Annotated in this window: 16 protein-coding genes and 2 pseudogenes; 10 read left to right on the top strand and 8 right to left on the bottom strand. The window is 68.5% G+C overall.

Features of this window, described 5'->3' with window-relative positions; translation table 11 throughout:
* The first annotated feature begins 41 nt into the window (after positions 1-41).
* Both AB8P05_RS10625 and AB8P05_RS10620 read left to right on the top strand, forming a co-directional pair.
* On the top strand, positions 42-542 hold the full coding sequence (locus tag AB8P05_RS10625; RefSeq protein WP_472757908.1) for a DinB family protein: 501 nt from the start codon (positions 42-44) through the stop codon (positions 540-542).
* Complete coding sequence (locus tag AB8P05_RS10620; protein ID WP_472757907.1) at positions 539-1,153, top strand: pyridoxamine 5'-phosphate oxidase family protein; 615 nt, start codon at positions 539-541, stop codon at positions 1,151-1,153. The genes AB8P05_RS10625 and AB8P05_RS10620 overlap by 4 nt, the downstream gene beginning before the upstream one ends.
* 103 nt (positions 1,154-1,256) lie before the next feature.
* Here the strand turns inward: AB8P05_RS10620 and AB8P05_RS10615 are convergent.
* The 4 genes and pseudogenes from AB8P05_RS10615 to AB8P05_RS10600 form a co-directional block, all read right to left on the bottom strand.
* Positions 1,257-2,069 (bottom strand): annotated as a pseudogene (locus tag AB8P05_RS10615) (helix-turn-helix domain-containing protein); the annotation flags it as partial.
* Between the two features lie 54 nt (positions 2,070-2,123).
* A complete protein-coding gene (locus tag AB8P05_RS10610; protein WP_472757906.1) occupies positions 2,124-2,939 on the bottom strand; it encodes an alpha/beta fold hydrolase in 816 nt (271 codons plus the stop codon).
* A 378-nt stretch (positions 2,940-3,317) separates the two neighbouring features.
* Positions 3,318-5,444 carry a sensor histidine kinase gene (locus tag AB8P05_RS10605; protein ID WP_472757905.1) on the bottom strand — a complete coding sequence of 709 codons (2,127 nt, stop codon included), beginning with the start codon at positions 5,442-5,444 and terminating at the stop codon, positions 3,318-3,320.
* A gap of 79 nt (positions 5,445-5,523) precedes the next feature.
* Complete coding sequence (locus tag AB8P05_RS10600) at positions 5,524-6,255, bottom strand: MgtC/SapB family protein (RefSeq protein WP_455170766.1); 732 nt, start codon at positions 6,253-6,255, stop codon at positions 5,524-5,526.
* Between the two features lie 262 nt (positions 6,256-6,517).
* Between AB8P05_RS10600 and AB8P05_RS10595 the strand changes: the two genes are divergently transcribed.
* From AB8P05_RS10595 to AB8P05_RS10575, 5 genes and pseudogenes are all read left to right on the top strand, one after another.
* Entirely contained in the window at positions 6,518-6,712 is a 195-nt protein-coding gene (locus AB8P05_RS10595; protein WP_455170765.1) for a periplasmic nitrate reductase, NapE protein, read from the top strand.
* A gap of 10 nt (positions 6,713-6,722) precedes the next feature.
* Positions 6,723-6,989 (top strand): chaperone NapD, encoded by a 267-nt coding sequence (locus AB8P05_RS10590; RefSeq protein WP_455170764.1) that lies wholly within the window; start codon positions 6,723-6,725, stop codon positions 6,987-6,989.
* A gap of 71 nt (positions 6,990-7,060) precedes the next feature.
* Positions 7,061-9,561, top strand: a pseudogene (gene napA, locus AB8P05_RS10585) (nitrate reductase catalytic subunit NapA).
* A 160-nt stretch (positions 9,562-9,721) separates the two neighbouring features.
* Positions 9,722-10,111: a nitrate reductase cytochrome c-type subunit gene (locus AB8P05_RS10580; protein WP_472759334.1), complete on the top strand. Its 390-nt coding sequence runs from the start codon at positions 9,722-9,724 to the stop codon at positions 10,109-10,111.
* Positions 10,108-10,725: a cytochrome c3 family protein gene (locus AB8P05_RS10575; protein WP_455170761.1), complete on the top strand. Its 618-nt coding sequence runs from the start codon at positions 10,108-10,110 to the stop codon at positions 10,723-10,725. The genes AB8P05_RS10580 and AB8P05_RS10575 overlap by 4 nt, the downstream gene beginning before the upstream one ends.
* A 214-nt stretch (positions 10,726-10,939) precedes the next feature.
* Here AB8P05_RS10575 and AB8P05_RS10570 read toward each other — a convergent pair whose 3' ends face one another.
* Together AB8P05_RS10570 and AB8P05_RS10565 are read right to left on the bottom strand one after the other, a co-directional pair.
* Entirely contained in the window at positions 10,940-11,311 is a 372-nt protein-coding gene (locus AB8P05_RS10570) for a hypothetical protein (protein WP_455170760.1), read from the bottom strand.
* A 64-nt stretch (positions 11,312-11,375) separates the two neighbouring features.
* The gene (locus tag AB8P05_RS10565) at positions 11,376-12,203 is read right to left on the bottom strand and encodes a PAS domain-containing protein (protein ID WP_472757904.1); all 828 of its coding nucleotides are present in this window, start codon (positions 12,201-12,203) and stop codon (positions 11,376-11,378) included.
* A 261-nt stretch (positions 12,204-12,464) separates the two neighbouring features.
* On the opposite strand from AB8P05_RS10565, the gene carB reads away from it, so the two are divergent.
* Both carB and greA read left to right on the top strand, forming a co-directional pair.
* On the top strand, positions 12,465-15,713 hold the full coding sequence (gene carB, locus AB8P05_RS10560; RefSeq protein ID WP_472757903.1) for a carbamoyl-phosphate synthase large subunit: 3,249 nt from the start codon (positions 12,465-12,467) through the stop codon (positions 15,711-15,713).
* A 96-nt stretch (positions 15,714-15,809) separates the two neighbouring features.
* Positions 15,810-16,283 carry a transcription elongation factor GreA gene (greA, locus tag AB8P05_RS10555; protein WP_063633617.1) on the top strand — a complete coding sequence of 158 codons (474 nt, stop codon included), beginning with the start codon at positions 15,810-15,812 and terminating at the stop codon, positions 16,281-16,283.
* A 184-nt stretch (positions 16,284-16,467) separates the two neighbouring features.
* Here the strand turns inward: greA and AB8P05_RS10550 are convergent, their stop codons facing one another.
* The gene (locus AB8P05_RS10550; RefSeq protein WP_472757902.1) at positions 16,468-17,397 is read right to left on the bottom strand and encodes a dienelactone hydrolase family protein; all 930 of its coding nucleotides are present in this window, start codon (positions 17,395-17,397) and stop codon (positions 16,468-16,470) included.
* 170 nt (positions 17,398-17,567) lie between these two features.
* Between AB8P05_RS10550 and chrA the strand changes: the two genes are divergently transcribed.
* Complete coding sequence (chrA, locus tag AB8P05_RS10545; RefSeq protein ID WP_472757901.1) at positions 17,568-18,974, top strand: chromate efflux transporter; 1,407 nt, start codon at positions 17,568-17,570, stop codon at positions 18,972-18,974.
* Here the strand turns inward: chrA and AB8P05_RS10540 are convergent.
* A complete protein-coding gene (locus AB8P05_RS10540) occupies positions 18,926-19,492 on the bottom strand; it encodes an Lrp/AsnC family transcriptional regulator (protein WP_472757900.1) in 567 nt (188 codons plus the stop codon). The two genes, chrA and AB8P05_RS10540, sit on opposite strands and share 49 nt — an antisense overlap.
* Positions 19,493-19,539: the final 47 nt, after the last annotated feature.

Raw genomic sequence — 19,539 nt, 5'->3', positions numbered from 1 at the left:
GAGAGGCGGGAGAGGACACCACGCAAGCCAAAGGCTCCCCCATGGACCCCAAGCCGCATTTCGAGACCCTTGCCCGCTACAACCGCTGGTCCAACCGCCGCCTGTACGACGCCGTCGCCCAGCTGTCCGACGCGCAGTTCCGCGAGGATCGCGGCGCCTTCTTCGGCTCGATGCGCGGCACGCTGAACCACATCCTGGTTGCCGACCGGATATGGCTGGAGCGGATCGAAGGCGCCGGGCCGAAGCCCTCGGCGCTCGACGAAATCCTCTGCGACGACTTCGCCACCCTCCGCGCCGCCCGCGAGGCGGAGGACGAGCGCATCCTGCGCGTGCTGGCCGCCACCACGGCGGAGCGGTTCGAGTCGGTGCTCTCCTACCGCAGCATGGCCGGCACGGCCCACGCGCTGCCCTTCGCCCAGGTGTTGACCCACGTCTTCAACCACCAGACCCACCATCGCGGACAGGCCCACGGCCTGCTGACCCAGTTCGGGCTGGACGCGCCGTCCATCGACTTCGTCTATTTCCTGCTGGAGGCGAAATGAGCCGCCCCGTCACCGACCTCGCGGCGCTGGAAGCCCTTTATGGCGAGCCGGTCGCCGCCTCCATCGCCAAGGAGGTGCCGGCGCTGACCCCCGGCTACCGCGCGCTGATCGAGGCGTCGCCCTTCTTCGTCCTCGCCACCAGCGGACCGGGCGGGCTGGACGCCTCGCCGCGCGGCGACGAGCCGGGCTTCGTGCGGGTGGCGGACGACCGCACCCTGCTGATCCCCGATCGCCGCGGCAACAACCGCATCGACAGCCTGCGCAACATCCTGGCCGATCCGCGGGTCGGGCTGCTGTTCCTGGTGCCGGGGCTGAACGAGACGCTGCGGGTCAACGGCCGCGCGGTGATCGACACCGATCCGATGCTGTGCGAGAGCTTCGCCGTCGACGGCAAGGCGCCGAAATCGGTGCTGGTGGTCACCATCGAGACGGTGTTCTTCCAGTGCGCCCGCGCCCTGCTGCGCTCCCGCCTGTGGGACCCGGCGGCCCAGGTGCCGCGCGCCAGCCTGCCGTCGGTGGGATCCCTGCTGGCGGAGGCCAGCGCCGGGCGCGAGGGCGGCGACGCCTACGACCGCTCGCTGGCGGAGCGGATCCCGAAGTCGCTCTATTAAGAAGCGGTTTTCGGAATGCGCTGATGCGGTTAAAGCGGATCGCAATCCGCTTTATCCCTCTCCCCGGGGGAGAGGGCATTTCGGCAAGGGTCCGGCGCAGACGGTCCGCCGTTTCGGCATCGGCCGGAAAGAACGCCTCGATCGCCAGTTCCGACAAAGTGACATCCACCGCCGTCCCGAAGACGGTCGTCGTGCTGAACAGGTTCAGCGGTCCGGCCGAGCTGTGCAGGCGCAGCGGCACGACCACGTCGGGATGGTGGCCGGCCTCGCTGTCGCCATTGTCCGAAAAGGGCGGGGCGGGATAGCCCTGCAGCTCGCTGTGCAGCGCCACCAGCGCCGGGTCGGCGCTTGCCTCGATCTGGCGGGTCAGGCGGGACAGCACATGGTCGCGCCATTGCGCCCAGTTGCCTATGCGGCCGGCCAACCCGTCCGGATGCAGGCTGAGCCGCAGGACGTTGACCGGCGGGGCCAGCAGTTCGGCCGATACCCCCTCCAGCAGCGGCGCCACCGCCCGGTTCGCCGCAATCAGGTGCCAATGCCGGTCCACCGCCAGCGCCGGGAAGGGCTCATGCCCGGTCAGCACGAGGTCGACCGCCTTGCGCGCAGCCTCCATCGCCGGGTTGTCCAGGCTGTGTTCGCTGTAGACCGGGGCGAAACCGGCGGCGACGAGCAGGGCGTTGCGGTCCCGCAGCGGCACGTCCAGCCGTTCGGCCAGATGGATCAGCATGCTGCGGCTCGGCTGCGAGCGGCCGGTCTCCAGGAAGCTGACATGCCGGGTGGAGATGTCGGCCTCGCAGGCGAGATCGAGTTGGCTGAGGCCGCGGCGCTGACGCCAGGACCGCAGCAGGGCGCCGACCGCCGGCCCGGCCGGCGTCCTGCCGGTGCGGGTGGCGGTTTGAGGACTGCCATGGGGCATGAAACCTGCTCCGAATTCGTGGCGGCTGCCTGCTCTCGGCAGCCATGGTTGCCGTCATCGGCGGGCGAAGGCCAGCAGTTCCGCGTTGAAGCGGTCGCGGTGGGTTAGGAACAGGCCATGCGGAGCCCCCTCATAAAGCGACAGGGCTGCATTCGGCATCAGCGCCACCGTGCGCTCGGCGAGCGCCAGCGGGGTGGTCACGTCGCGGTCGCCATGCACGACCAGGGTCGGCACAGCGATAGCCGGCAACTCTTCCCGGAAATCGGCCGAGGTGATCGCGCGGTGGCACTCCAGCAAAGCGTTCAGCGAGGATTGCAGTGCCATCCCCGTGACCCAGCTCTTCATCTCCGCCGATGTTTCTTCGTTCACGAAGGGGTCGATGTTGTCGCCCAGCCATTTGGGGAAGTCGCGCAGCAGCTGTTCCGACCGGAAGATTTCGAACATCGCCGGGTCGACGCCGTCGGGGTTGTCGCCGGTCCTCGCCATCAGCGGCGTTATGGTACCCACCATCACCACGCCCGCCACCCGCCCGGAGCCATGCCGGCTCAGGCAGCGCACGATCTCTCCCGTCGCCATGGAGTGGCCGACCAGCGTCACGCCGCGAAGGTCCAGCGCCTCCATCACGGCGGCGATGTCGTCCGCCAGCCGGTCGAAGCCATAGCCGGTGGGCGACTCGTCCGACCGGCCATGGCCGCGGCGGTCGAAGGCGATGCAGCGGCACCCCTGCTCGGACAGCGGCGCCATCTGATAGGCCCAGGCGTCGGAGGTCAGCGACCAGCTCGACACGAAGAGGATCGGGCGGGCGCCCTCCCGGTTGCCCCAATCGCGGTAGAACAGCCGCACGCCGTCGTCGGTCCGAATGTATCCCATGGTCGTTCTCCCTCGTCAGTCCGCCGGTTTGTCCCGGTGAACCCAGGATTGCCCGTTGGAGGGAGCCGAATCGATTACGTCGCAGGTAACGGCGGCCACAAACCCGCGCGCGGCGCTCGACGTTGCAGCGGACCTTGCCGAGCCCCGAGCCCCGACCCCCGAGCCATGAGCCATGAGGCTCGCCGATCTTACGGATGTGCGGCTGAACCCCGTCACGTAAGCAGAGCCGGCGGTTGTCGGCGCTGTCGTGGCGTGCGTCGGCGCAGAGCCTGCCGATGGTGGTGCAGCATGCCTGCGAAGGCAGGCGGCCGGACGGCCGTGCCCGCCGTTTGAGGGCGAGCGCAAAGCCTGATGTGTCAGGCTTTACGCTCGACGTTATCACTGGGCCGCGAGACGGCTTGCCGCCGCTGACCGCGCGCCGTCATCCGGCAACCGTATGGTGAAGGCCGAACCTTCTTCACGCGCGCTTTCCACCACCAAAGTGCCGCCATGGGCGGCGACGATCTTCTTCGTCATGTAGAGCCCCAGCCCGGTGCCCTTCGTGCCCTTCGAGGAGGAGGCGCGGAAATAGATCGAGCCGATCCGCTCCACCTCCTCCGGCGCCATGCCGCGCCCGCGGTCGGCGACGCGGATGACGATTCCACCTCCGTCTTCGGCCGCGTCGTACCCGGCCGTCACCCGCACCGGCGCATCCGGCGGGGAATAGCGCAGCGCGTTCTGCACGAGGTTGCCGATCGCCACCCCCAGGAAGGGCGCGTCCACCAGCAGCGGGTGGTCCGGCGTCTCCACCGCCACCGCCAGCCGGTCCTCCGCCTCCGTCTCCTTCAGGCCGCCCAGCGCTTCCTCCATCAGCTGGCCCAGCGCCACCGGTTCCGGCTTCAGCGCCAGCGCCCCCTGGTCCAGCGCATCGGCGGACAGGAACAGTTCCACCAGCTCCACCATCTTGCGCGTGGTGTTGCGGATGCGCCCCAGCCGGGTCAGCGCCGCCGGCGCCGTGACCGCCCCCGACAGCTCGATCATCTGCGCCGCGCTGTCGATGGAGGCGAGCGGGGTGCGGAACTCGTGCGACAGCATGGCGACGAAGGTGCGCTGCTCCTCCGCCCGCTTGGTGGCGAAGGCCGACTCCTCGCGGGCGCGCAGCCGCTCGGACTGCAGGCGGCCGATGCGCAGGGCCAGACCGACGCCCAGCACCAGCACCGCCACCATTGAGGAGATCTGGTAGGGATCGGCGACGGCGAAATCGGCCGGCAGCACGCCGCGCAGCGACATCTGGGTCAGCAGCAGGCCGGCGAGCGAGACCAGCGTGCTGGCCAGATAGAAGCGCGGGCTGAGGTCGCCGGGGTTCAGCCAGGTCATGCGCGCGGTCAGCACCAGCGCGATCACCACCACGACCAGCGCCGACACCGTCACCACCGGGTTGGTCAGGGCATAGAGCGGCGACACCGTCGTCGGCAGCATCAGCACGGCGAGCAGCGCCAGCCCCTGGTAACAGCGGCGCAGCCACGGCGCCCGGCTCCGCAGGTCGAGGATATGGACCCACATCATCAGCGCCGCGGCAAAGCCCAGGAAGCCGCTGCTGCCCACCATCATGTTGATGAACCAGCCCGGCATGTCCGGCAGCAGGGTGGCGGCGGTGCCGTTGGCGAACAGGTAATAGAAGAAGACGGTGGCGACATAACCGGTATAGGACAGCAGCGCCCCGTCACGCAGAAGCAGCCCCAGCGCCACGTAACCCAGCGTCAGGATGCCCAGCACGCCCAGGAACAGGCCCTGGAACAGCAGATCGGGCGTCTGGTGGCCGATATAGGCCGCCGGCGTCCAGATCCGGGCCGACAGGCGGATGGCGCTGACCGAATCGACGCGCAGATAGAGCGAGACCGCCCGCCCCTCCGGCAGGCTCAGCGGCAGGGCGTGCAGCCGCGTCTTCATCGGCCGCTGGCTGAAGGGCACGAAATCCCCCATCCGGACCAGCCGGTAGGCGTCCGGACCCTGCGGCCGGCCATCCTCCGCCATCGATGCCGCCACCATGGATTTGGGGATGAACAGGTCGAGATGGTCGATGTAGGCCTCGCCCATCTCCAGGATCCAGTCGGCCGGAGCGCCGGGCGCGCGCATCAGGTCGAACCGGTACCAATGGATGTCGCGGGTCTGGCCGGCGCCGCGGAAATCGCTGCGCGGTTCCATCCCCCCGGCGGCGTCGGCCTTCAGGATGTCGGCGAAGTCCAGCTTGCGCCCGGGATCGACCAGCCGGGCGAAATGGCCGGCCAGCGTGGCGCCGGCGGTGGACGGCTCCAGCCGCAGCGGCTCGACTGGCGTCCCGGCCGGCGGCGCCGCGGCCGCGACGGACACCGCGCAGAAGCAGAGCAGGACCGCGCCCAGCACGAGACGCAGAAGATCGGAAGGCAGGCGCCCCGCCAAGCTGCGAATGCGGATGGCCGGCAGGCCGCGGCGCCGCCTTTCCGTCCACCGGCCGCTTGCGCCGCGGTCTGTCGCATCCTTGGTCATCGTGCCGCTTCGATAAAGCTAAAGTTTTAGGAAAAGATTAAGCACGTATGCATTCGACCCTACCCCGAGCCAGGCCGCGTCAGATGCGCGAGGGCGAAAGCTTGAACTCCACCAGGGCGTCGGTCGAGGCGAGTGCTGCGACCAGCACCATCGGGTCGAGGTCGCCCTTGCCCTGCAGAACCAGCTGGCATTCGAACTGGCCGCTGCCGTTGGCGAGGTGGAAGGCCCAGTCGACCACCTCGAAGCCATGCTTGGCGACCTGCGCCCTCAGCTCGTCCGGGGGCGGCGCCTTGTCGCGGGGAAAGACCAGCGTCAGATGGATCACGGAGCGGTGCGGCAGCAGCCGCTCGATCGGCCGCAGCAGGCTCATCACCAGGATGGTCAGGACCGCCGCGGCGATGGCGACGGCGTAGAAGCCGAGCCCGATGGTGATGCCGATGGCCGACGTCGCCCAGATCGACGCCGCGGTGGACAGGCCGCGAATCGACAGCCCCTCGCGCATGATGACGCCGGCGCCGAGAAAGCCGATGCCGGTGACGATGCCCTGGATCACCCGGGTCGGGTCCCCGGCGCCGGTCGCCCCTTGGGGGCCCATACCGCCGTACCACATGGCGGGATAGGCGTTGACCACCGTCAGCGCGGCGGACGCCAGGCAGACCAGCCCATAGGTCCGCATCCCCGCCGCCCGCCCGTGATAGCTGCGCTCGTAGCCCAGCAGCAGCCCGACCGCCAGCGCCCCCAACAGATGCAGAAAGATCAGCCCGTTGGTCACCAGCTCGGCCGGCGACCAATAGGTTCGCAGCAAATCCATGGCCATCCCATCTCGAACCGAAGCCTCAGGACCTTCCGGCAAGGCCCGGCTTTAGTTTAGCGCGGTCCGGGCCGGAACGCCTGCACGACGCGACGGCAGGGTTCGCCGCGCCATTCCGTCACAGGCGTGAATAGCCCCGCTTGATTTGGGTCAATTCCAGTCCGCTCGAAAGTACCGATACTAAGGGCCGAAAACCGATACCTAAGGACCATACTTTGGTACCGGCCGATCATCCGTTCCCGCACCGACCGAGAGTGCAGCCATGAGGCCCAACAGCTCCCCCGTCCTGTCCCATCCGTCCGATCGGATCGCGACCGAGTCCGATCCGGCTCCGACCCGCCGGGCCGAGGGACTGATGTTCCTGTGGCTGGCCTTCCTGGTCTGGCCGCTGATCGCCATCGGCACCGTGTCGGCCTACGGCTTCTCGATCTGGATGTACCAGCTCCTCACCCACTGAGTCTTCCGACATGCCCCGCGCCCCCGAAGTCCACATCTCCAGCCTCGTCATCCAGCACAGCCCCGACCGCACCGAAGCGGTGCGCGAGGCGGCGGGCGCCGTCGCCGGGCTGGAGTGGTGCGCGTCGGAGAACGGCAAGGCCGTGGTGACGCTGGTCACCGCCAGCGCCGCTGAGGTGGTGGACCGCATCGCCCTGCTGAACGCCGTCCCCGGCGTGCACAGCACGACCATGGTCTACCACCACTACGAACCCGCGGACGCGATCGACGCAGCCTGACGGAACAGCCGTCCAGGCGCGCCGCATCCGCCCATTCCGAACGAAATTCCTCCAAGACTGGAGTCCCCCGCATGTTCCTGTCCCGCCGCGATTACCTGAAGGCGCAAGCCGCCGCTGCCGCCGCCGCGGCGGCCGGAATCTCGCTGCCCGCATCGGCCGCCCCCTGCTGACCGGCGAAGGCGCCAAGCTGACCTGGTCCAAGGCGCCCTGCCGCTTCTGCGGCACCGGCTGTGGCGTCATGGTCGGCGTCAAGGACGGCCGCGTCGTCGCCACCCACGGCGACGTGAAGGCCGAGGTGAACCGCGGCCTGAACTGCGTGAAGGGCTATTTCCTGTCCAAGATCATGTATGGCGAGGACCGGCTGAACCAGCCGCTGCTGCGCATGAAGGACGGCAAGTACGACAAGGACGGCGAATTCCAGCCGATCAGCTGGGACGCCGCCTTCGACATCATGGCGCAGAAGTGGAAGGAGACCCTGAAGAAGAAGGGTCCGACCGCCGTCGGCATGTTCGGTTCCGGCCAGTGGACCATCTATGAAGGCTATGCCGCCTCCAAGCTGATGAAGGCCGGCCTGCGCTCCAACAACCTGGACCCGAACGCCCGCCACTGCATGGCGTCGGCGGTGGCCGGCTTCATGCGCACCTTCGGCATGGACGAGCCGATGGGCTGCTACGACGACATGGAGCAGGCCGACGCCTTCGTGCTGTGGGGCTCCAACATGGCGGAGATGCACCCCATCCTGTGGACGCGCGTCACCGACCGCCGCCTCAGCCATCCCGACTGCAAGGTCGCCGTCCTGTCGACCTTCGAGCACCGCAGCTTCGATCTCGCCGACATCGGCCTGGTCTTCACCCCCGGTTCCGACCTGGCGATCCTGAACTACATCGCCAACCACATCATCAAGACCGGCCGGGTGAACAAGGAGTTCATCGAGAAGCACTGCAACTTCAAGCGCGGCCGCGACGACATCGGCTATGGCCTGCGTCCCGAGCACGCGCTGGAGCAGAAGGCGAAGAACGCCGCCAAGGCCAACGACTCCGACCCGATCAGCTTCGAGGAGTTCGCCAAGTTCGTCGAGCCCTACACGCTGGACAAGGCGCACGAGCTGTCGGGCGTGCCGAAGAACCGGCTGGAGGCGCTGGCGGAGCTGTATGCCGACCCGAAGGTGAAGGTCGTCTCCTTCTGGACCATGGGCTTCAACCAGCATGTCCGGGGCGTCTGGGCCAACAACCTCGTCTACAACATCCACCTGCTGACCGGTAAGATCTCCCAGCCCGGCAACGGCCCCTTCTCGCTGACCGGCCAGCCCTCGGCCTGCGGCACCGCGCGCGAGGTCGGCACCTTTGCCCACCGGCTGCCCGCCGACATGGTGGTGACCAACCCCGAGCACCGCAAACACGCCGAGGAGATCTGGAAGCTGCCGGAGGGGACCATCCCCGACAAGATCGGCTACCACGCCGTTCTGCAGGACCGCATGCTCAAGGACGGCAAGCTCAACGCCTACTGGGTCATGTGCAACAACAACATGCAGACGGCCCCGAACACGGCGAAGGAGACCTTCCCCGGCTACCGCAACCCTGAGAACTTCGTCGTCGTCTCCGATCCCTACCCGACCGTGACGGCGCTGGCCGCCGACCTGATCCTGCCCACCGCCATGTGGGTGGAGAAGGAGGGCGGCTACGGCAACGCCGAACGCCGCACCCAGTTGTGGCGCCAGCTGGTCGACGCGCCCGACGGCGCGCGGTCCGACCTGTGGCAGATCATGGAGTTCTCCAAGCGCTTCCGCATCGAGGAGGTGTGGCCGGAGGAGCTTCTGAACAAGAAACCGGAATACCGCGGCAAGACCCTGTACGACGTGCTGTTCCGCAACGGTCAGGTCGACCGCTTCCCGCTGTCCGACCTCGATCCGAACTACAGCAACCAGGAGGCCAAGGACGCCGGCTTCTACGTCCAGAAGGGCCTGTTCGAGGAATATGCCGCCTTCGGCCGCGGCCACGGCCACGACTTGGCGCCGTTCGACCTCTACCACCAGGAGCGCGGCCTGCGCTGGCCGGTGGTGGACGGCAAGGAGACCAAGTGGCGCTACCGCGAGGGCTCCGACCCCTACGTGAAGGCCGGCGAGGGCATGCGCTTCTACGGCAACAAGGACGGCAAGGCCAACGTCTTCGCCCTGCCCTACGAGCCGCCGGCCGAGGCGCCCGACGCCGACTACCCGTTCTGGCTGTCGACCGGCCGCGTGATCGAGCACTGGCACAGCGGGTCGATGACCCTGCGCGTGCCGGAGCTGCGCAAGGCCTTCCCCAACGCCGTGGTGTTCATGCACCCCGACGACGCCAAGGACCTGAACGTCCGCCGCGGTCAGGAGGTGCGCATCACCTCGCGGCGCGGCGAGGTTCGGGTGCGGGTCGAGACGCGCGGACGCAACAAGCCGCCGCGCGGCCTGGTCTTCGTCCCCTTCTTCGACCACACGGTCCTCATCAACAAGGTGACGCTCGACGCCACCGATCCCATCAGCAAACAGACCGACTTCAAGAAATGCGCGGTCAAGATCACGCCCGTCGTGAACGCCTGAGGAGTGCCGGCATCATGAAGACCCGTTTCCTGATCGCCGCGCTGGCCCTTCTGGCCGGCGTCCCGGCCCTGACCATCGGCGTCACCTCCGGGGTCGTCGCCGCCGACAAGCCGGTCGTGATGGCCCAAGCGGCCGCCAACGCCACCGGCACCGTGGGGGGATCAAGGTCCCCTCCGCCAACCATCCGATCACCACGGATGTCCCGGCCGAGGCGACCCACCGCGAGATCACCGACGACCAGAAGCGCGTGCGCAACTACGCCGACCAGCCGCCGCTGATCCCGCATGCCATCCGCGACTACCAGATCGACCTGAACATCAACAAGTGCCTGACCTGCCACGACCGCCGCAACACGGCCGGCTCGCAGGCGCCGATGCTGTCGGTCACCCATTTCCAGGATCGTGACGGCCAGACGCTGGGCACGGTGGCGGCGCGCCGCTACTTCTGCACCCAGTGCCACGTCCAGCAGACGGACGCGCAGCCGATCGTTCCCAACAGCTTCCGCGACTTCGACGCGGTCCTGGGCCATGCCCAAGGCGGCCAGAAATGACGATCCGCAACGCATTTCTGGGCCTGTGGCGGCTGTTCGCCCGCCCCAGCGTCCACTTCAGCCTGGGTTTCCTGACGCTGGGCGGCTTCATCGCCGGCGTCCTCTTCTGGGGCGGCTTCAACACCGCGCTGGAGGCGACCAACAAGGAGGCCTTCTGCATCAGCTGCCACGAGATGCGCGACAATCCCTATGAGGAGCTGAAGCAGACCATCCACTTCACGAACCGGTCGGGTGTGCGCGCCAGCTGCCCCGACTGCCACGTCCCCCACGAATGGACCGACAAGATCGCCCGCAAGATGCAGGCATCGAAGGAGGTCTGGGGCAAGATCTTCGGCACCATCGACACCCGCGAGAAGTTCCTGGACAAGCGCCGCGAGCTGGCCGAGCACGAGTGGGCCCGGCTGAAGTCCAACAACTCGCTGGAATGCCGCAACTGCCACAGCGCGGACTCGATGGACATCACCAAGCAGAACCCGCGCGCCGCGAACATGCACGAGACCTACCTGTTCACCGGCCAGAACACCTGCATCGACTGCCACAAGGGCATTGCCCACCGCCTGCCCGACATGCATGGGGTGGAGCCGGGCTGGACCATGAAAACCAGCCAGAAGTGAGTGCTTGGTTGCTGCAACAGCCCCGTCTCCGCAAGGAGCGGGGCTGTTTGCGTTTCACGGGAAACGTGGCTTCGGTTTCCCCACCCCAACCCTCCCCCGCTGGGCGGGGGAGGGAGCAAGCGCTTGTGCAGAAGAACACTCACTCAATTAGAGCGGCGGCAGTCCCTCCCCGCCCAGCGGGGGAGGATAGGTGGGGGCATTCGAAGCCGACACCTCACCCCAGCATCGCCACCGCCCACAGCGCCAGCAGCGTCACCAGCACCGCCTCGCCCAGCCCGATCAGGACGCGCAGCCCCAGCGCGATGGCCCAGGTGGCGAGGTCGAAGCGATGGCGGACCTCCTTCAGCAGGCGCTCCTGGATGCCGGCGACCGTGCGGCGGGCCGACAGGCTGGCGATGCCGCCGACCAGCGCCACGACGCCGGTGCCCAGCACGAAATACAGCGCCCCCTTCCAGCCGGCGAAATGGTCGGGGTCGTTCAGGTAATGCCCGGCGCCGACGACGATCCACACCGCCGCCGGCCAGACGCCGACGATCTCCGGCCCGGGTCCAGTCCGGCCTGCCTCGTCCTTTTGGCCCTCACTCATCGCCCCCTCCCACGGCTACCCCGGCGATAATCGCCCTCTCCCGGGGCGGGAGAGGAGTCTCCCCTCAGCCGCCCGGCACATGGCGGTAGGCCAGCACGCGCGTCGCCGGACCGCCCTCGACATCGGCAAGCGGCAGCAGCAGTTCGACGAACTTCGCCCCCGGCAGCATCGGGTCGTCGCGCACCAGCAGGCAGCGCGGCTCGCCGCTTTCCAGGCAAAGGCGCAGGTCGGACAGCCAGCGCCGCGCCGCCTGTTCGGGATGGCACTCCGTCACCCGCCGCGTCGTCGGTCTGCCGTCCAGCCGGCGCTGCAGTGCGCGGCCGCAGGATTTGTAGACGAAATCGCTGCCGTCGGCGGTCGGCTCCATCAGGGCGATGCGCGGCACGCTCTCGCGCACCTGGGCGGTGTCGATCTCGACCGCCAGCGGCATGCGGCGCTTGCGCTTCAGCCGGAGCCAGTGGGTGTAGAGCACGCGGACCTGCGGCGACTGCTCCACGTCGATCGGGTCGGCGCGGCAGGGCGGCGGCGGAACGTCGAGCACCGGCGTGGCGACCGGAGCGTCCGCGAAGGCCGCGGCGGCCGGCACCGGCTGGGAGACCGGCGGCATCGGCCGCGACGCCGCGGCGGTGACCGGCGCATGCGCCTGGCCCACCGGCGTATGGCCGATCCGCCCGCCATGCTTCTTCAGCATCGGCAGCGGCGCCCAGGCACTGCAGGTGTGATAGCCCTTGGTGATGCGGCGGTAGTCCTGGCTGCTGGCGGTGCGGCATTCGCCCTCCACCCCGTGGCGGGCGACGTACACCAGCGTGTTGTCCTCCGACAGCGCGCGCTCGCCACCCCACGAGACGCAGGCGGCGCAGGCGCGGCTGTCCTTGGCGAATGCGTGGCTCATGGGGGCGTATCTCCAAAGGGGACCCGAAAAAGGGAGAATGGGAATTGATGCCTCCCTTTCACCACCGGTTCAAGGGCCGCATCGCCCCGCGGTGCCGCGCCCGAGATTCAGTCATGCGAGGGTGACATCCATGCCACCCCTTCCCCCCGGCCCGGAACCCCCTATAAGGGGGCCTTGCACGACATGCCCATCCCCGCTCTCCGTCTCCGGTCCTCCGGCGCCGGGGGTTTTCGGCTGACCACACTTCAGAGAAGCGGACCCATGCCCAAACGCACCGACATCAAATCCATCTGCATCATCGGCGCGGGTCCGATCGTCATCGGACAGGCTTGCGAGTTCGATTATTCCGGCGTTCAGGCGTGCAAGGCGCTGCGCGAGGAAGGCTACCGGGTCATCCTCGTCAACTCCAACCCGGCCACCATCATGACCGACCCCGGTCTGGCCGACGCCACCTACATCGAGCCGATCACCCCGGCCGTGGTCGCCAAGATCCTGGAGAAGGAGCGTCCCGACGCCCTGCTGCCGACCATGGGCGGCCAGACCGCGCTGAACACGGCGATGGCGCTGTCCGACGACGGCACGCTGGAGCGTCTCGGCGTTGAGATGATCGGCGCCAAGCGCGACGTCATCGCCAAGGCCGAGGACCGCATCCTGTTCCGCGACGCCATGGACAAGCTGGGCCTGGAGTCGCCGAAGTCGCGCATGGTCCGCACCCTGGACGAGGCGATGGACGCGCTGGAGTTCGTCGGCCTGCCCGCCATCATCCGTCCCAGCTTCACGCTGGCCGGCACCGGCGGCGGCATCGCCTACAACCGGGCGGAGTTCGAGGACATCGTGCGCGGCGGCCTGCGCGCCAGCCCGGTCGGCGAAGTGCTGATCGAGGAGTCGGTGCTGGGCTGGAAGGAGTATGAGATGGAGGTCGTGCGCGACGGCGCCGACAACTGCATCATCGTCTGCGCCATCGAGAACATCGACCCGATGGGCGTCCACACCGGCGACTCGATCACCGTGGCGCCGTCGCTGACGCTGACCGACAAAGAATACCAGATCATGCGCGACGCCTCGATCGCGGTGCTGCGCGAGATCGGCGTGGACACCGGCGGCTCGAACGTGCAGTTCGCGGTCAACCCGGCCAACGGCCGCCTGATCGTGATCGAGATGAACCCGCGCGTGTCGCGCTCCTCGGCGCTGGCCTCCAAGGCCACCGGCTTCCCCATCGCCAAGATCGCCGCCAAGCTGGCCGTCGGCTACCGCCTGGACGAGCTGACCAACGACATCACCGGCACCACCCCCGCGAGCTTCGAGCCGACGATCGATTACGTCGTCACCAAGATGCCGCGCTTCACCTTCGAGAAGTTCAAGGGCTCTGAGCCGCTGCTGACCACCTCGATGAAGTCGGTGGGCGAGGCGATGTCGATCGGCCGCACCTTCCAGGAGTCGGTGCAGAAGGCCCTGCGTTCGATGGAGACCGGCCTGACCGGCTTCAACGAGGTGAAGATCGGCGGGGAGGAGAACCCGGACCGCACCGCAATCCGCGGCGCGCTCGCCACTCCCACGCCCGACCGCCTGCTGGTCATCGCCCAGGCCTTCCGCCACGGCTTCACCGTGGACGAGGTGCAGGCCGTCTCCAAGTACGACCCGTGGTTCCTTGAGCAGATCAAGGCCATCGTCGACCGCGAGGCGGCGATCCGCGACGGCGGCCTGCCGACCGACAAGGCCGGCTGGCTGAAGCTGAAGCAGATGGGCTTCTCCGACGCCCGTCTGGCCGAGCTGGCCAAGACCACCGAGGCCGCGGTCGCGACCGCCCGCCGTCTGGCCGGCGTCACCCCGGTCTACAAGCGCATCGACACCTGCGCCGCCGAGTTCGCGTCCGCCACCCCCTACATGTACTCGACCTACGAGACCGACGGGACCGGCGAGGCGGAGTGCGAGTCGGAGCCGACCGACAAGCGCAAGGTGGTCATCCTCGGCGGCGGCCCGAACCGCATCGGCCAGGGCATCGAGTTCGACTATTGCTGCGTCCATGCCGTCTACGCCCTGCAGGAGGCCGGCATCGAGACCATCATGGTCAACTGCAACCCGGAGACCGTCTCCACCGACTACGACACCGCTGACCGCCTCTACTTCGAGCCGCTGACGGCCGAGGACGTGGTGGAGCTGGTGCGGGTCGAGCAGCGCAACGGCAACGTCCTGGGCTGCATCGTGCAGTTCGGTGGCCAGACCCCGCTGAAGCTCGCCGCCGCGCTGGAGGCCGCCGGCATCCCGATCCTGGGCACCTCGCCCGACGCCATCGATCTGGCCGAGGACCGCGAGCGCTTCCAGAAGCTGCTGCATGAGCTGAACCTGAAGCAGCCGGCCAACGGCCTCGCCCGCTCGCTGGAAGAGGCCGAGGCGGTCGCGACGAAGATCGGCTTCCCGGTTGTCATCCGTCCGTCCTACGTGCTGGGCGGCCGGGCGATGGAGATCGTCCACGACATGGCCGGGCTCCAGCGCTACATGGGCACCGCCGTGCAGGTGTCGGGCAAGAACCCGGTCCTGATCGACAGCTACCTGCAGGACGCCATCGAGGTGGACGTGGACGTCGTCTGCGACGGTACGGACGTCTATGTCGCCGGCGTGATGGAGCACATCGAGGAGGCCGGCATCCATTCCGGCGACAGCGCCTGCGCCCTGCCGCCCTACTCGCTGCCGGCCGAGACGATTGCCGAGATCAACCGCCAGTCCGACGCGCTCGCCCATGCGCTGAAGGTGGTCGGGCTGATGAACGTGCAGTTCGCGGTCAAGGACGGCACCGTCTACATCCTGGAGGTCAACCCGCGCGCCAGCCGCACGGTGCCCTTCGTCGCCAAGGCCACCGGCACCGCCATCGCCAAGATCGCCGCCCGCGTCATGGCGGGGGAGAAGCTGTCCGCCTTCACCCTGAACGGCCCGACCCCGCCGCACACCGCGGTCAAGGAAGCGGTCTTCCCCTTCGCCCGCTTCCCCGGCGTCGACATCGTTCTGGGTCCGGAGATGAAGTCGACGGGCGAGGTCATGGGCCTCGACCACAACTTCGCGCTCGCCTTCGCCAAGGCGCAGCTCGGTGCCGGCGTCACCCTGCCGGTCAAGGGCAGCGTCTTCGTCTCGGTCAAGGACCGCGACAAGCCGGCGCTGGCGGTGATCTCCAAGAAGCTGCACGACATGGGCTTCCGCATCCTCGCCACCTCGGGCACCGCCAAGGTGCTGAAGGATGCCGGTGTGCCGGCGGAGACCATCAACAAGGTGGTGGAAGGCCAGCCGCACATCGTCGACGCCATGATCAACGGCGACGTGCATCTGGTCATCAACACCACGGAAGGCGCCCAGGCCCTGTCCGACAGCTTCAGCCTGCGCCGTACCGCGCTGACCTACAACATTCCGTATTACACCACGGTTGCGGGGGCACGCGCAGCGGTGGAAGCGATTGCCGCACTCCGGAACGGCAGCCTTGAAGTCGCCCCGTTGCAGTCGTACCTTAGCGGATCGTATTAAGGACGGACGACGGCGCGGCGGACCTCCTCCGCGCCGTCTTCGTCCTTGATGTCGCTTTGGACAGGTCGAACGACTGCAAGCGGTGATGGACCGAACATGGAAAAAGTTCCGATGACAGCGGCGGGCTTCAACCGCCTCCAGGAGGAATTGAAGCACCTTAAGATCACCGAACGCCCGGCGGTCATCAAAGCCATCGCGGAGGCCCGCGAACATGGCGACCTTTCGGAAAACGCCGAGTACCACGCGGCGCGCGAACGTCAGAGTTTCATCGAAGGCCGCGTGCTGGAGCTTGAGGACAAGATCAGCCGTGCCGAGGTCATCGACCCGGCCAAGCTGACCGGCAACACCGTGAAGTTCGGTGCGACCGTGACGCTCGCCGACCAGGACACGGACGAGGAGACGACCTACCAGATCGTCGGCCAGGACGAGAGCGACATCAAGAACCGCCTCCTGTCGATCCAGGCGCCGCTGGCCCGCGCCCTGATCAACAAGTCGGTCGGCGACAGCGTGGAGGTTTCCACCCCCGGTGGCTCCAAGCTGTACGAGATCGTTTCGGTCGAGTTCCGCTGAGAGTTCTCGATCTTCCCTCTCCCGCCCCGGGAGAGGGAAGGGGCCCATGCGCAGCATGGGAAGGGTGAGGGGTATTACAAGGAACCATGCGGTTCGGGATCCTCGCCCCACCCCTCACCCTCCCCACGCCTTCGGCGCGGGTCCCCTCCCTCTCCCGGGACGGGAGAGGGCGATCAAAGCCCCCTTACCCCCGCAGCTTATCCCTGAAGAATTCCGTCACCCGCCGGATCGCGTCCGCGCGGGCGTCTTCGTTCGTGCCGACATGGGCCGTTCCATCGGGTGCGGTGGCGAGGTCCTTGCGCTTGCGCACCGGGGCGTCGGGCGCGTCGAAGCCGTGGTAGGTGTCTGGATAGACCACCAGTTCCATCCGGTCCTTCACCCCCTCGCGCGCGGCCAGTTCGACGCAGGCGTCCGGCGGTGTCCAGTCGTCCTTGTCGCCGACCAGCAGCAGCAGCGGGCCGTCGGGCTGCCAGTCCTCATTGCTCAGCGGCGCCCGGCAGCCGGGATAGAAGGCCACCGCAGCGCGGAATCCGCCCTGCTCCGATCCGGCCGGCCCATCCTCGCCGGCGCCATAGGCGGCCAGCACGGTGCCCGCCCCCTGCGACCAGCCGATCAGGCCGATGCGGCCATGATCCACCTCCGGCCGCTTGCGCAGGAAGGCCAGCGCCCCCCAGGCGTCGCGCTTGCGCTCCACCGTGGCGCGGACGGTGCGGTCCTTCAGCGCGGTGGTGCAGACCTCCTCCACGTCGCGCGGGCCGAAGCTGTCGACCATCAGCACCTCGTAGCCCTGGCGCTGCAGGTGAGTCGCCCACCAGACATGGCGCGGCGACACCCGGCCGTTGCGGGCATACAGGCCGCCGCAGCCATGCAGCATGACCACCGCCGGATGCGGTCCGGCACCCGCCGGGCGCAGCAGGCGGCCGGTCAGCATCGTCGGCGCTCCGCCGGTCAGGTCGCCGTCGGCGGACGGAAAGCGGACGATCTCCTCGGCATGGACGCCGGCCGCGGCCTGGACCGGCCCCGCAACTGTCAAACTCCCGGCGGCGAACATCCCGATACCGGCACACAGCGCCGCACCCAGCACAGCCGCGCGACCGCGGGCGGAAGCCTTCATTCTCCAGCGTCCCCGACACCCGGCGCCGGCCACCACGGCGGCGCTCGCGGTCGCAATATTAAACCCCGGCGATGCGGAAGGCCATGGCCGCCCCTCAAATGTCTCCGGCCCCTGCCCTGACCGATGGTGGACGCTGCCTTGCAATCCTGTTTGCGCTAGGCTGCGGTCCCATGACCGACACCCCCGCCCCGCCCCCGCCCGCCCCGCCGCCCGCCGCCGCAGTCCCCGCCTTCGGCATCTTCTGCCTCTACTGGCTGAGGCTGGGGCTGACCAGCTTCGGCGGACCGGCCGGGCAGATCGCGATGATGCAGAGCGAGCTGGTCGACCGGCGCCGCTGGATCGACCAGACGCGCTTCCTGCACGCGCTGAACTTCTGCATGCTGCTGCCGGGGCCGGAGGCTCAGCAGCTCGCCACCTACATCGGCTGGCGGCTGCACGGGGCGCGCGGCGGGCTGGTGGCGGGCGGGCTGTTCGTGCTGCCGGGCGCCCTGGTCCTGCTGGCTCTGTCCTGGATCGCCGCCGCCCATGGCGACACCGGGCTGGTCGGCGCGCTGTTCGACGGGATCAAGCCGGCGGTGGTGGCGATCATCATCGCCGCGGTCTGGCGGATGGGCCGCCGCACGCTGAAGGGGCCGGCGGCGGTGGCGATGGCCGGCGCCGCCTTCCTGGCGCTGGCGGCATTGCACCTGCCCTTCCCGCTGGTCATCGGCGTGGCGGCGGTGGTCGGCGGCGTGGCGGCGCGGATGGGCCGGCACTGGTTCGCCCACCCGCATCCGGTGGCGGACGGCGGCTCCGCGGCCGACGATCCGGACGAGCCGGCGCCCAAGCCCGCCCGGCTGCTGACCCTCGTCGGCCTGTTCGTCCTCTTGTGGTCAATTCCGGTGGGTGCGGTGCTGCTGGCCTTCGGGCCCGACCCGTGGCGCGGCATCGCGGCGCTGTTCACCAAGGCGGCCTTCGTCACCTTCGGCGGCGCCTATGCCGTGCTGCCCTACATTGCCGGGCAGGCGGTGGACGCCTATGGCTGGCTCGGCCCGCGGGAGATGGTGGACGGTCTGGCCCTGGCCGAGACGACGCCGGGGCCGCTGATCCTGGTCACGCAATATGTCGGCTTCTTCGCCGGCTGGAACCGGCCGGGCGACCTGTCGCCGGCGCTGGCGGGGACGCTGGGGGCGGCGCTGACGACCTACCTCACCTTCCTGCCCTGCTTCCTGTTCATCTTCGCCGGCGCCCCTTATGTGGAGCGGCTGATCCACAACCGTCTGGCCGCGGGTGCGCTGGCCGCCATCGCCGCGGCGGTGGTGGGGGTGATCCTGAACCTGGGCGTCTATCTGGGGATGGCGGTGCTGCTGCCGGACGGGCGGTCCACCGGGCACATGATCTGGACCTGGGCGATCATGCTGGCCTCGCTCTACGCCCTGACCCGCCGGGGCGTGGCGATCCATTGGGTGGTGCTGGGGGAGCCGCGGCGGGCCTGCTCCAGGCGCTCGCCGCATCTTCCCTCTAAAAGGCGCCGAGACGCCTTTCCCGATCAGCGCCGGGTGGCGCGGGCGGGCGTCTCGGTCTCGTCCTCGACGTAATCCTCGTCCTCCTCGTCCTCCGTCCCTTCCGGGATGTCGGGCGAATCGACGTCTATCGGAACGCCGGGGGTGTGCTTGCTGGTGCGGATCGACAGGGCCGACTTCACATGGGCGACGTTGGGCGCCGCCGTCAGCTTGGTCGTCAGGAAGCGCTGGTAGTCGTCCCAGTCCTCCGCCACGATCTTCAGGACGAAGTCGTATTCGCCGGCGAGCATGTTGCACTCACGCACGAGCGGCCAGCTGTTGACGAGCTCCTCGAATTTCTTTAGGTCCGCTTCGGCCTGGCTGCTGAGGCCGACCTGGGCGAACACCGTGACGCCGAACCCCAGTGCGTCGGGGTTGACGTCGGCATGGTAGCCACGGATGAATCCCGCCTCCTCCAGCGCGCGGACGCGGCGCAGGCAGGGCGGAGCGGAGATGCCGGCACGTCGGGCAAGCTCCACATTGGTCATCCGGCCGTCGTTCTGCAGATCGCGCAGAATCCGACGGTCAATTCGGTCGAGTTTGACCCGCCGCATGGTTTACTCGGTCGCTCCGGGGATGATTTGGAGAAAGGATATTACAC

It is taken from the genome of Azospirillum sp. VT-I1 (assembly GCF_055698305.1).
Note: the sequence above shows the minus strand (reverse complement) of the source record. Positions and strands in the feature narration are given on the sequence as shown.

What these genes read in the sequence shown, in the direction of transcription:
- AB8P05_RS10625 (WP_472757908.1), top strand. Translation starts at nt 42, where the DNA reads ATGGACCCCAAGCCGCATTTCGAGACCCTTGCCCGCTACAACCGCTGG.
- AB8P05_RS10620 (WP_472757907.1), top strand. Translation starts at nt 539, where the DNA reads ATGAGCCGCCCCGTCACCGACCTCGCGGCGCTGGAAGCCCTTTATGGC.
- AB8P05_RS10610 (WP_472757906.1), bottom strand. Translation starts at nt 2,939, where the DNA reads ATGGGATACATTCGGACCGACGACGGCGTGCGGCTGTTCTACCGCGAT.
- AB8P05_RS10605 (WP_472757905.1), bottom strand. Translation starts at nt 5,444, where the DNA reads ATGACCAAGGATGCGACAGACCGCGGCGCAAGCGGCCGGTGGACGGAA.
- AB8P05_RS10600 (WP_455170766.1), bottom strand. Translation starts at nt 6,255, where the DNA reads ATGGATTTGCTGCGAACCTATTGGTCGCCGGCCGAGCTGGTGACCAAC.
- AB8P05_RS10595 (WP_455170765.1), top strand. Translation starts at nt 6,518, where the DNA reads ATGAGGCCCAACAGCTCCCCCGTCCTGTCCCATCCGTCCGATCGGATC.
- AB8P05_RS10590 (WP_455170764.1), top strand. Translation starts at nt 6,723, where the DNA reads ATGCCCCGCGCCCCCGAAGTCCACATCTCCAGCCTCGTCATCCAGCAC.
- AB8P05_RS10575 (WP_455170761.1), top strand. Translation starts at nt 10,108, where the DNA reads ATGACGATCCGCAACGCATTTCTGGGCCTGTGGCGGCTGTTCGCCCGC.
- AB8P05_RS10570 (WP_455170760.1), bottom strand. Translation starts at nt 11,311, where the DNA reads ATGAGTGAGGGCCAAAAGGACGAGGCAGGCCGGACTGGACCCGGGCCG.
- AB8P05_RS10565 (WP_472757904.1), bottom strand. Translation starts at nt 12,203, where the DNA reads ATGAGCCACGCATTCGCCAAGGACAGCCGCGCCTGCGCCGCCTGCGTC.
- carB (WP_472757903.1), top strand. Translation starts at nt 12,465, where the DNA reads ATGCCCAAACGCACCGACATCAAATCCATCTGCATCATCGGCGCGGGT.
- greA (WP_063633617.1), top strand. Translation starts at nt 15,810, where the DNA reads ATGGAAAAAGTTCCGATGACAGCGGCGGGCTTCAACCGCCTCCAGGAG.
- AB8P05_RS10550 (WP_472757902.1), bottom strand. Translation starts at nt 17,397, where the DNA reads ATGAAGGCTTCCGCCCGCGGTCGCGCGGCTGTGCTGGGTGCGGCGCTG.
- chrA (WP_472757901.1), top strand. Translation starts at nt 17,568, where the DNA reads ATGACCGACACCCCCGCCCCGCCCCCGCCCGCCCCGCCGCCCGCCGCC.
- AB8P05_RS10540 (WP_472757900.1), bottom strand. Translation starts at nt 19,492, where the DNA reads ATGCGGCGGGTCAAACTCGACCGAATTGACCGTCGGATTCTGCGCGAT.